We start from the raw sequence: 12,720 nt of genomic DNA on the forward strand, positions 1-12,720 counted from the left end.
TGATTTTATCGCAGAGATTATTCAATTTTTAAAAATAGTATTACTTTAGTAGAGTTTTTACGAAAAGATGAAAAAAAGACACCAACAAAAATTAGTAGTTCTATCAATATTTTTACTGTTAGCATTAAACCTTCCTTTGCTGTTATTGTTTGATAAAGCGCAAGTGTTCTTCGGGCTTCCGCTTATCTATGTCTACATCTTTTCAATTTGGTTTTTAGCCATATTATTATCCATTATTATTGTAAACCGTTATTATGAGTAGTTTAGGACTTATAGCAATTTTACTTTTCTATTTGGCCTTTTTGTTTTTAATAGCGCATTGGGCAGAAAAAAAAGACAATGTAAAATGGACTAACAATGCTTACGTTTATTCCCTTTCGTTAGCAGTTTATTGTACGGCTTGGACCTATTATGGAAGCGTAGGAGTAGCTGCGAATTCCGGATTGACGTATCTGCCTATTTATTTGGGACCAATTATTGCTATTCCGGCCTGGATAATTATTTTGAGAAAGATCATTCGGATCTCAAGAGTGAATAATGTTTCCAGTATTGCCGATTTTATTTCACTTCGATACGGAAACAGCCGTTTTTTAGGGGCTGTCGTTACGGTAGTTTCTCTGGCTGCCATATTGCCTTATATTGCCTTACAGTTAAAAGCGATATCAGAAACTTTCCATATCGTAACACGTGTTCCTCATAACTCTTTAATGTTGTTTGATACCACTACTTATGTAGCGGTAGCTTTAGCCTTGTTTGCTTCGTATTACGGAACTCGCTATGTGGATGCTTCAGAAAAAAGAAAAGGAATCATTACAGCCGTTGCTATGGAAAGTATCCTGAAACTGGTTTTCTTTTTTATTGTCGGGATCTACGTGACTTATTTTGTGTTTGACGGTTTTCAGGATGTTTATGACAAAGCATCCGTTTTAAAAGATTTTGAAAAGAAAAATACAATTGGCGGAATCGAACCCGCTATCAATTGGTTCTTTTTATGTGTGGTCTCTCTTTTTGCTATTTTCTTGTTACCTCGTCAGTTTCATGCAACGGTAGTAGAAAATAACAGAGAGCGACATATAAAAACAGCTATTTGGTTATTTCCTTTGTATCTGTTAGCTTTTAATCTTTTTGTATTTCCGATCGCCTGGGGCGGCAATGTTTTGTTTGAAGGCGAAAATGTCAATGCAGACACATATTCCTTACTGATTCCTCAAATGTTTCAGAATAATTTTTTAACGACATTAGTTTTTCTGGGTGGTTTCTCGGCTGCTATTTCTATGATTGTCGTTTCGAGTATCAGTTTATCAACCATGTTAAGTAATAATTTATTGATTCCATATACTTTTTTGAGAAAACTTAAGGATGAGGATCAAACCGTGAACAATAAGACCATTGTAAATATCCGAAAAATAGGGATATTCATGTTGATTATTCTTTCGTATCTGATCTACAGGTTATTTGTACTGGATTATAATTTGGTGTCGATCGGACTGGTTTCATTTGTTATTATTTCGCAATTAGCACCTGCTTTTTTCGGAGCATTGTTCTGGAGACGCGGTTCACGATTAGGAGCTATTTGGGGCATAATCATCGGTTTCTTTATTTGTATGTATACCTTGTTGCTCCCGTACGCCTTCGGGATCAGTAACCACAATAATTCTTTTTTGCTAAACGGACCTTACGGAATAGAGCTCTTAAAACCTTTTGCACTATTCGGTCTGGATTATTTATCACCGGTGCCGCATGCTTTCTTTTGGAGCCTATTCTTTAATACCATAATCTATCTGGGAGTTTCGGTAAGTTTTAAAGGGAATTACAGAGAACGAAATTATGCCGAAATGTATATTGATATCGATAAATACAGTACCAACCATGAAACTGCTTTTGTTTGGAAAGGAACAGCTTATACCAGTGATATCGAAAAAGTCTTAGTTAAATTTTTAGGAGAAGAAAGAACCAGACGGGCTCTTAATATTTTTAATGTAAAATATAATGTAGATCAGAATCAGGAATTGGCAGATGCCCGTTTGATTAAATTTGCAGAAAACCTGTTAACCGGACATATCGGAACGGCTTCCGCAAAAATATTGATCTCCAGTGTGGTGAAGGAGGAAAAAGTAACCCTTCCGGAAGTTTTAAAGATATTGGAAGAATCCAATGAAAATATCATTATCAATAAAAAATTAGTAGAAACCTCGACGGAATTAAAACGGATTACCAGTCAACTGAAATTAGCCAATGAAACTTTGGTTAAAAAAGACAAGCAGAAAGATGATTTCTTAGATACGGTTACACACGAATTACGAACTCCGATCACAGCGATCCGGGCAGCAAGTGAAATTTTAATTGATGATGATGATATTCCGGATGAAATGCGTCGCCAGTTCTTACAAAATATCATTTCGGAGTCTGATCGTTTGAACCGCTTAATTGATAAAATTCTGGATCTGGAGAAATTTGAGACAGGAAAACAAAAAATTAACCCGACTTTCAATGATCTGGTAGAAACAATTTCAAAAACTATAGACCCGCTACAACAACTGATCAAGAATAAAGGAATTACAATATATTTTGAAAACAACAAATCCATAAAGACCTTTTATGACGAGGACAGAATTGTACAAGTCTTGACGAATTTATTGTCAAATGCGATCAAATTTTGTCCGGAAACCGAAGGCTTAATAACCATAACCATTACAGATAAAATTGATTTTTGGGAAATATCCGTAATGGATAACGGAAAAGGAATTAACCCGATAGATTTTGAAAATATTTTTAATAAATTTTATCAGTCTGATAATCAGAATATAAAAAAACCGGTTGGCAGTGGTTTAGGATTAGCCATTTGCAAGCAAATAGTTGAATTACACAAAGGTAAAATCTGGGCGCAGAATAATAACGGAGCAGGGGCGTGCTTTACTTTTACCTTACCGAAATAAGTAGTATTTTTATACGCAATTGTGATTACAAAAATGAAGAAAAAAATTTTAATAGTAGACGACGAACCTAACATCATTATGTCACTTGAATATACCTTTAAAAAGAATAATTTTGAGGTGTTCATTGCTCGTGACGGACAAGAAGCTTTAGATATATTAAAAGATCAGGTTCCTAATGTCATCATACTCGACGTAATGATGCCTAATGTAGATGGCTATGCTACTCTGGAATCGATAAAAAAAGATGAAAAATTAAACAACTGTAAAGTAATATTTCTATCGGCAAAGAACAAAGAGTCTGATATACAAAAAGGATTAGATCTGGGAGCCAACGCCTATATGACTAAACCTTTTTCGCTGAAAAAGCTGATAGACAAAGTAAACGACTTACTCGAAGAATAAATATAACTACTACAAATGAATTATTTAGATTTTTACAAACAAAGCATTGACAATCCGGAAAAATTCTGGAAGGAGCAAGCTGAAAAGCTCGAATGGTACACGAAGCCGGAAACGATCTTATCAGAGAATGATAAAGGCTATCCGACTTGGTTTGTCGATGGAGAATTAAACTTGTGTTATCTGGCGGTAGATAAACACATTCAGGATGGTTACGGAGAACAAACGGCAATTATTTATGATTCGCCTGTAACTCAAACCGTAAAAAAGTATACGTTTAATGAGGTAAAAGAACAAGTTGCTAAATTAGCCGGAGGCTTAACATCTTTAGGTGTTAAAAAAGGGCATACAGCTGTTATTTATATGCCTATGATTCCTGAAGCACTTTTTGCTATGTTGGCTTGTGCTCGTTTAGGAGTAACGCATTCTGTTGTTTTCGGTGGATTTGCACCACATGAATTGGCTATCCGTATTGACGATTGTAAGCCAAAAGTTATCCTTACAGCTTCATCAGGAATTGAAGTTGACCGATTGATCGCCTATAAGCCTTTAGTAGACGATGCTTTACAACTGGCAGAACACAAACCTAAAAAAGTGGTCATTCTGAATAGAAAATTAGGGGCTAAAGTTCCTTTCAAGAAAAGAGATGTTGATTGGGAAGCATTGGTATACGGTTCAGAAGAAGCTCCTTGTGTTCCGGTTAAAGCAGATCACCCTTCTTACGTGTTGTATACTTCCGGAACAACAGGAAAACCTAAAGGGATTGTAAGAGATACAGGAGGTTATGCCACGGCTCTTCGCTTTTCAATGGAATATATTTACGGTGTGAAACAAGATGAAGTATTCTGGGCTGCATCAGACGTGGGTTGGGTAGTTGGTCATAGCTATATTGTATACGGTCCGCTTCTTAACAGAAATGCAACCATTGTTTTTGAAGGTAAACCCATCAGAACGCCTGACGCCTCTACTTTCTGGAGAGTTATTGCAGAGCATAACGTTAGTGTAATGTTTACAGCACCTACTGCGATCCGTGCAATAAAAAAAGAAGACCCTAATGGTGAGTTCATCAAGCAATACGACCTATCTAATTTAAGAACTCAGTTTCTAGCTGGTGAGCGTTGTGATGTAGCTACTTTAGAATGGTACAGAGAGCATATTCCTATTCCTACGATTGACCATTGGTGGCAAACAGAATCCGGTTGGCCTATGATCGCTAATTTAATGGGAGTAGAGTATTTACCGATTAAACCGGGTTCAGCCGGAAAAGCGGTAACAGGATATGATATTCGTATTTTTAATGAAAACGGAGAAGAGTTAGGCCCTAATGAAGAGGGCTATGTTGTGATTAAATTACCATTGCCTCCGGGAACGTTAATGGACTTATGGAAAGACCATATACGTTTCAGAGCCGGGTATCTGGATAAATTCCCGGGATATTATTTCTCTGGAGATGGCGGATATAAAGATGACGAAGGATATATTTATATAACGGGAAGGGTAGATGACGTTATCAATGTTGCCGGACACCGTTTGTCAACGGCTGAAATGGAAGAGATCGTAGCTTCTCATCATGCCGTGGCCGAATGTGCAGTAGTGGGGATCAATGATGAATTGAAAGGACAAATACCTTTAGCTTTAGTTGTGACCAAAGCCGGTGAAACTATCGAACAGTTTCAATTGGAATACGAGATCGTACAATTAGTAAGAGAACAGATCGGGGCAGTAGCGAGTTTAAGAAAAGTGATTGTTGTTCAGCGATTGCCTAAAACCCGATCCGGAAAGATACTTCGCAAGCTGTTGCGTAATATCGCTGACGGAGTAGAATTTCAGATTCCTTCAACCATTGATGATCCTGCGATAATCGATGAAGTCAAAGACGAATTCCTACAACATAAGATAGGAGTTTTTAAATAATTCTCATTTCTTTAAGGCTAAAAAATAGATAACACAATATTTTTTAGCCTTATTTTTTTAGATTCATTTTTTTTAGCTCAAAAACTATATTTATTTAGCAAAATAAAATATTTTCAAACAAATAAATGGTTATATTTACAATGAATTTAAGATTCTTAAAAAGAAAGTAGAAATAAATTAAGATATATAATAAAAAACAAACAAAAAATGAGCTATTATAAAATTACAGATTTAGAGAATTACTTTAAAATGTATAAAAAATCTGTACGTGAGCCAAGAAAATTTTGGGATCGCATTGCAGATGAAAACTTTACATGGTATCAGAAGTGGGATAAAGTTTTTGAATTTGATATGCAGGAAGCCAATTTTAAATGGTTTACAGGAGCTAAAGTAAATATTGCAAAAAACTGTATTGATCGCCATTTGAATAAAAGAGGAAATAAAACTGCTATCATTTTTGAACCGAATGACCCGAGTGAAGAAGCACAACATATTACCTATAATGATCTTTACGCTAATGTATCCCGATGGGCTAATGTTTTGGAAGAACAAGGCGTTAAAAAAGGAGACAGAGTTTGTATCTATTTACCGATGATTCCTGAATTAGCTTACGCAGTATTGGCATGTGCTCGTATCGGAGCGATCCATTCTGTAGTTTTTGCCGGTTTTTCAGCCTCAGCACTTTCAGCACGTATCAACGATTGTGAGGCTAAAATGGTTATCACATCTGACGGAGGATACAGAGGTAACAAAACCATCAACCTTAAAGGAATTGTTGACGAAGCTTTAGAAAAAACACCATGTGTGGAAACTGCTTTAGTCGTTAAGAGAACAAATGAGGATGTCCCTATGAAAGACGGAAGAGATGTTTGGGTACAACCACTTTTAGACAATGCTTTAGCAAACCATGTTGCAGCGATCATGGACTCTGAAGATCCTTTATTTATCTTATATACATCCGGTTCTACAGGTAAACCGAAAGGGATGTTGCATACAACCGGAGGATATATGGTGTATACAGCTTATACCTTTAAAAATGTATTCAATTATGAAGAAGAAGATGTGTACTGGTGTACAGCTGATATCGGTTGGATCACAGGACACTCTTATATTTTATACGGACCGCTTTTAAACGGTGCTACAACCATCATCTTTGAAGGAGTTCCTTCGTATCCTGATTTTAGCCGTTTTTGGCAGGTAATTGAAAAACATAAAGTAAATCAGTTCTATACAGCTCCTACAGCAATCCGCTCTCTGGCAAAAGAAAGCATTGATTATGTTCAGAAATACTCTTTAAATTCCTTAAAAGTAATTGGTTCCGTTGGTGAACCAATCAACGAAGAAGCATGGCACTGGTACAACGACCATGTAGGAAGTAAACGTTGTCCGCTTGTGGATACTTGGTGGCAAACGGAAACAGGTGGAATTATGATTTCTCCGGTTCCATTTGTTACACCGACAAAACCTACGTATGCTTCATTACCGCTTCCTGGAATCCAACCGGTATTGATGGATGAATTGCGAAACGAGATCGAAGGTAATCAGGTTACCGGAAGTTTATGTATCAAATTCCCTTGGCCGTCTATGGCCAGAACAATCTGGGGAGATCACCAACGCTATAAAGAAACTTATTTCTCGGCTTATCCCGGTAAATATTTTACAGGTGACGGTGCTTTACGTGATGAAGTAGGATATTATAGAATTACAGGTAGGGTAGATGATGTAATCATTGTTTCCGGACATAATTTAGGAACAGCTCCTATTGAAGATGCGATCAATGAACATCCGGCAGTGGCAGAAAGTGCTATTGTAGGTTTCCCTCACGATATCAAAGGGAATGCACTGTATGGTTATGTGATCCTTAAAGAAACAGGAGAAAGTCGTAATCAGGACAACTTGAGAAAAGAGATAAATCAATTGATCTCTGAACAAGTAGGACCGATTGCAAAATTAGATAAGATCCAATTCGTAAGTGGTTTACCGAAAACACGTTCCGGAAAAATTATGAGACGTATCCTGCGTAAGATCGCTGAAGGAGATTTCAGTAACTTCGGTGATACTTCAACATTGTTGAACCCTGAGATCGTAAACGAGATTAAAGACGGAAAGCTTTAATTCTTAATTTCCATATAATAAATAATTTTTAAAAAAAGCTCCGGTTTTACCGGAGCTTTTTTAGTATTGCATTAAAAAGTAAATAGTTCTGAAAAATAGAAATACGATCTATTCATACAGATCTAAACGGTTTTTTAAATAACGAACTTCCTGATGTAAGTTGTCAATTTTATTTAATAGTTCTAAAACGACTTCGATCCCTTCATTATTAATATTCAGGTCACTTTGCAAGCGCAATATTTTTTGAATTTTACTCAATTCGTTTTCATAAATATATTTCGTATTGTTCTGTGTAATAGTTTCAATTAACCCGAATTCCTCTAAATCCTGAAATAGAGTCATTTCTATCTGGTAGGTTTCACAAAATACTTCAACTATGATCAATTCTTGTGTATCCATGGTGTCTATTTTTTTGCCTGTTGCGCTAATTCATTAAAAAGTTCTTTTTCTTTAGGAGAAAGATGTGTTGGAATCTTAATGTCATAGGTTACATATAAATCACCGAATTCTCCTTCTTTTTTGTATACCGGAAATCCTTTTCCTTTTAGTCTAACTTTAGTTCCGTTTTGCGTTCCGGCAGTTACTTTCAGTTTTAAAGTAGTACCGTTAAAATCCGTAACCGTTGTTTCTCCTCCGAGTATAGCAGTGTAGAGGTCTAAACTATCGTTTATGTATAAGTCATTTCCGACTCTTTTAAAAGGAGTCGTGTTAACAATAGAAAATGTAATATACAAATCGCCGTTAGGCCCGCCGTTAAGACCTTCTCCGCCATATCCTTTGATTTTAATGGTCTGACCGTCTTCAATTCCGGCCGGAATCGTAATTCGTATGCTTTTTCCATTAACAGAAAGTTCCCGTTTATGCGTTTGGGCAGCTTCTTTTATGTCCAATTGAAGTTCAGCATTGAAATCCTGACCTTTATATTTCATTTGACCTCTTCGCCCTCCGCCGGCACCAGTAGCTCCTTTGCCAAACATAGAAGAAAAGAAATCTGAAAAATCATCTCCTTCAAAACTATAAGATCTGCCTTGTCCACCTGTATTAGCATATCTTTGTTTTTGCTCTTGCTGGTATTTTTCATATTCTTCACCGTGTTCCCAATCTTTTCCGTACTTGTCGTATTTTTTTCTTTTCTCCGGATCACTCAATACAGCATTTGCTTCATTGAGTTGTTGAAACCTGAGATTAGCTTCTTTGTCATTCGGGTTTAGATCGGGATGTAATTTTCGGGCTAATTTTCGGTAAGCTTTTTTAATGTCTTCTTCAGATGCGTTTTTGGTAACACCTAATATTTTATAATAATCAATAAATTCCATAGAATTAAATGTTTTAGACTACTTTATTTTGTGTAAAGAATAGACTATAAAATTACTAAAAAACAGATTATAATCAAATGATCTTTCGGTTACAAATGTTACTATTTACTTAGCTTTTGAAGCATTTTTAAAATAATAGTTGGCGAAGAACAAATAGGGGAATGTCGATAAAGCGACTTTGTACTGTAATGAAATAACACCAATGAATAAAAAGAAGACAACTAACAGGGTGAGTAAAATAATAGCTATTCTTTCTATTTTTTGATGAATATTGGCAAATAAGCTAATTATCAGTACTAAAAGAGCTAAAAAACTTCCGAATACCAAAGGATGGAAAAAATTAGTAACGGATAGTTTTTCAAAGAAAATAGTATACGCTACCTGAAATAAAAAAGCAGAATGTCCGTGTCCCCATTCTAAATAACACAGAAAAAAAGAGATCAATAGAAAAAACTTTAATTTCATGATCAAATATCGAGTTTCTGCTTTAATTTTAGAAAAAGCAGTGCTGTGATGAATGCATCTCCGGAAGCAGTATGCCTGTCCGATTTTTTTATCTTGAAAACATCACATAATTCATCCAAAGAAGTATGCTGATCTTCAGGATAGTACTTTAGTTTCTGATACATGATATCCGTATCCATATATTGATTCTTCAGGCGACCCAACTCTAATCGGTGAAGCGCCTGATTAATCATTTCAATATCAAAATTAGCGTGATGAGCCACCAGTGTAGCATTTTTGATATAATCTAAAAACTGTATGATAGCTTCGGCTTCAACTACTTTTTCTTCTTGGCCTTCTTTCAGAATACCATGGATAGGAACCGATTCGGCCTTAAAAAAGTCCTGCTGTACAAAAATGTTTAAAGAATCGGGAACCTTAATCTGATTTTCGACAATAGCTACGGCTCCTATAGATAAAATCCGATCCTTTTTAATATCTAATCCGGTAGTTTCACAATCAAAGACTACGTAACGCTTCGGACTGTCCTGAGTATGAAAACCCGCAAGGTAATTCTCCCAAAATTTAGGAGTTTCTTTTTGTATTTTTTTCAACCAGCTCCAATTCATACTCTTAAGTGAAATAAGTTAATTGAAAACGGTTTTTAATAATCTCTTGAATTTCAGAAATAGGCTGAAAAGCATTCTTAAGCTTTACTTTATCTAATTTTGATAATTCTTTTAGGCTCAAATACCTGCCATCGTTTCCGTTACGCAATCCTTCTTCGGTTCTGAATCGTAAAAGTACTAAAAAGGCTTCGCTACAAGCCTCATAGACAGCAGCATTCTGAGGTTCTTTTTCGGCTAATTTCATAAATCGGAAAGCGGTATTATCATTGTTTCTGATGCGGCACTGAATGGCTAAAAGTCTTGCGGCATCTACTAAAGGGACAAGTCCTCTGGCTTTAATATCGAAAGTGTCTTTGTGCTCACCGTCATTTTCTACTAAGAATTGGCGGAAAAATCCCAATGGTGCCGGATTTTTAAGGGCATCAGCTCCTAAATAGGCAAAGAATAAATCATTATTTTCCGTTTCTCCGAAGACAACATCTGAAATTTCATTGATCAGAGATTCTTCTCCGTATACAAAATCATAATCAAAGAAAATGGTACACATTAAAATACCTCGTTCACCGGGGTTTTGGATCCAACCTTTGAATTGGTTCTTCCAGTCACTTATTGACTTGCACCACAAGGGATTACTGGCCATCATATCTGCAGGGCAATAGGCATATCCGATTTTATTTAAACCTTTGGTTACTTTTTTAGCTAGGCTCAGAAAGTAGGCCTTTACTTCTTCATAACGTTCGTCTTCAACGTCTTCAAAAACTAAAGCATTGTCCTGGTCAGTTAATAAGAGTTGCTCCTTTCTTCCTTGGCTTCCGATATTGAACCAGGCAAACTTAGCAGGTGGAGGAGTATCCATTTTGGCAATAGAAAGAGTAATAAGGCGCTCTAAAATAGCATTATTGATCTCCCCGGTTAATGAGCATATATGTTGTATCGGAATGTTTTTATCAATAGAATTCTGAATAAGGTCGGCTAACTTTTCTCGTATGATCTTCAGATCAGAAGTTTTTTCTGCTCTTCTGGATTGACGCAATAAAACACCCGGATTATTAGCCTGAGCTACAACAACATCATGTTCGGAAATGATTCCGGTTATTTCTGTTTGGTTCGAACCATCTTTAGTTACGCACAAGTGTCCTACATTGTGTTTCAGCATCATCATTTGTGCTTCAGCTATGGATAAGTTCTCAGGAACGGTTATCACAGGAGCAGACATGATCTGATTTACTGTAATATCAATAGGAAAGAGCCCTGTTGCAATTTTTGAACGCAGATCTTTATCAGTAACAATACCAACCGGCAAGCGATCTTCATGAATAATAATACTTCCTATTTTTCGACTTGCCATGGTTTGCGCAACATATTTCACTATATCAGAGGCAGAAGCAGTTATCGGGTTCTTAGTATAATGTATGGGTTGGTAATATTGTATCTCATTTTTTTGTTCGTCATAAATCACATTTTCAGAGATCAGTTTTCCTTTATGGTTCTTATCCATCGGATTCCGGGTATTGGATGCAAAACTTTGTAAAAGGAAATCCAAAACTCCTGAGTTATGCATGACCACCGGTCTGAACACTTCTATAGGAATGGCATAAACAATACTCTCTTCACGGGCTTTTGCCGTCATTAAATAATTATCCTTCGCAAAAAAAGGACGGAGTCCTAAAATATCTCCTTCATCACATTTATCAATTAACACATCATCGGTATCAGAGCTGACTGATAGACCTACGGCTCCGGAAGCTACAACATAAAAACTATCATGTATAGCATCACTGACATGAAAAAGTATTTGGTTCTTTTCCAGATAGAGTACCGAACAGCTTTTAGCTACTTCCAATAATTGAGTATAACCAATTTCGGAAAAAGGGTGAAATTGCTTTAAAAAATCAGCAATTCTTTCAGCAATAGGATTTTTCATGAGACCAAATTATATTCTCAAATTTAATCATATTTATGAAAAATAGCTAAAATGAACTATTTTTTTAAATAGGTTAATGATAAATGAAAAAATAAGTATAAAAATTAAATTTTATATATTTTTTGGGTTTTATTTTTAATTACTCTTGATTTTTTAAAAAAAACAGTATATTTGTGTAATCGATTACAATTTAAAAATATTGAAATGATAAATTTTAGTTTTAGATATGCTTCAAATCCAGTTGATGCAAATAATTACGACACCAGACGCTTACGTTCAGAGTTTTTGATTGAAACCGTTTTCGCTGAAAACGAGATCAACTTAGTGTATTCTATGTATGACCGATATATCGTAGGAGGAGTGATGCCTGTTGGGAAATCGTTGCTCTTAGAAACAATTCCGTACTTAAAATCGGAATATTTTTTAGAAAGAAGAGAATTAGGAGTCATTAATGTTGGTGGAAAAGGTACAGTAACTGTTGATGGAACGGTTTATGAATTGGACAAGAAGGAAGCTTTGTATGTAGGAATGGGAGCTAAAGAAGTAGTGTTTTCAAGTATGGAAGAAAATCCGGCTTTGTTTTATATTAATTCAGCTCCCGCTCATACCAGCTTTCCTACAACTAAAGTAACGAAAGGAAATGCTGAGATCGTTCACATGGGCGATAGTAATTATTCTAACAAGAGAATCATCAATAAGCTAATTGTTAATAGTGTTGTTAAGACTTGTCAGTTGCAAATGGGATTAACAGAGTTGTTACCAGGAAACGTTTGGAACACGATGCCGGCTCACACGCACAATAGAAGAATGGAAGCGTATTTCTATTTTGATTTAGAAGCAGGACAAACCATTTCTCACTTTATGGGTGAACCACAAAATACGCGTCACATTTTTATGCAAAATCATCAAGCGGTATTGTCTCCGGAATGGTCAATTCACTCGGGAGCGGGTACTTCTAACTATTCTTTTATTTGGGGAATGGCGGGTGAGAATTTAGACTACAGCGATATGGATATTTGTGCACCAAACGAATTAAGATAAAC

General features: G+C 35.9%; 11 protein-coding genes. 6 read left to right on the top strand and 5 right to left on the bottom strand.

The genetic code is table 11. The annotated features are described in order from the left end of the window. Positions 1 to 67 precede the first annotated feature (67 nt). From DI487_RS14750 to acs, 5 genes are all read left to right on the top strand, one after another. Entirely contained in the window at positions 68 to 262 is a 195-nt protein-coding gene (locus DI487_RS14750) for a hypothetical protein (protein WP_109570324.1), read from the top strand. Next, entirely contained in the window at positions 255 to 2,936 is a 2,682-nt protein-coding gene (locus tag DI487_RS14755) for an ATP-binding protein (protein WP_109570325.1), read from the top strand. Before DI487_RS14750 ends, DI487_RS14755 begins: the two co-directional genes overlap by 8 nt. 33 nt (positions 2,937 to 2,969) lie before the next feature. Beyond that, the gene (locus DI487_RS14760) at positions 2,970 to 3,338 is read left to right on the top strand and encodes a response regulator transcription factor (protein WP_109570326.1); all 369 of its coding nucleotides are present in this window, start codon (positions 2,970 to 2,972) and stop codon (positions 3,336 to 3,338) included. Between the two features lie 15 nt (positions 3,339 to 3,353). Then, positions 3,354 to 5,249: a propionyl-CoA synthetase gene (locus DI487_RS14765; RefSeq protein ID WP_109570327.1), complete on the top strand. Its 1,896-nt coding sequence runs from the start codon at positions 3,354 to 3,356 to the stop codon at positions 5,247 to 5,249. A 189-nt stretch (positions 5,250 to 5,438) separates the two neighbouring features. Next, complete coding sequence (gene acs, locus DI487_RS14770; protein WP_262498011.1) at positions 5,439 to 7,364, top strand: acetate--CoA ligase; 1,926 nt, start codon at positions 5,439 to 5,441, stop codon at positions 7,362 to 7,364. A 108-nt stretch (positions 7,365 to 7,472) separates the two neighbouring features. Here the strand turns inward: acs and DI487_RS14775 are convergent, their stop codons facing one another. The 5 genes from DI487_RS14775 to DI487_RS14795 form a co-directional block, all read right to left on the bottom strand. Beyond that, the gene (locus DI487_RS14775; protein WP_109570329.1) at positions 7,473 to 7,763 is read right to left on the bottom strand and encodes a chaperone modulator CbpM; all 291 of its coding nucleotides are present in this window, start codon (positions 7,761 to 7,763) and stop codon (positions 7,473 to 7,475) included. Between the two features lie 5 nt (positions 7,764 to 7,768). Then, positions 7,769 to 8,680, bottom strand: coding sequence for a DnaJ C-terminal domain-containing protein (locus tag DI487_RS14780; RefSeq protein ID WP_109570330.1), 912 nt, complete (start codon positions 8,678 to 8,680; stop codon positions 7,769 to 7,771). A 105-nt stretch (positions 8,681 to 8,785) separates the two neighbouring features. Beyond that, entirely contained in the window at positions 8,786 to 9,145 is a 360-nt protein-coding gene (locus DI487_RS14785; protein WP_109570331.1) for a hypothetical protein, read from the bottom strand. Positions 9,146 to 9,147: 2 nt separating this feature from the next. Next, positions 9,148 to 9,738, bottom strand: coding sequence for a 3'-5' exonuclease (locus DI487_RS14790; RefSeq protein WP_245896435.1), 591 nt, complete (start codon positions 9,736 to 9,738; stop codon positions 9,148 to 9,150). Positions 9,739 to 9,757: 19 nt separating this feature from the next. Continuing rightward, a complete protein-coding gene (locus DI487_RS14795; RefSeq protein ID WP_109570333.1) occupies positions 9,758 to 11,677 on the bottom strand; it encodes a DUF294 nucleotidyltransferase-like domain-containing protein in 1,920 nt (639 codons plus the stop codon). 204 nt (positions 11,678 to 11,881) lie between these two features. On the opposite strand from DI487_RS14795, the gene kduI reads away from it, so the two are divergent. Then, entirely contained in the window at positions 11,882 to 12,718 is an 837-nt protein-coding gene (kduI, locus tag DI487_RS14800; RefSeq protein WP_109570334.1) for a 5-dehydro-4-deoxy-D-glucuronate isomerase, read from the top strand. Positions 12,719 to 12,720: the final 2 nt, after the last annotated feature.

This window comes from Flavobacterium sediminis (assembly GCF_003148385.1).
GTDB lineage: Bacteria > Bacteroidota > Bacteroidia > Flavobacteriales > Flavobacteriaceae > Flavobacterium > Flavobacterium sediminis.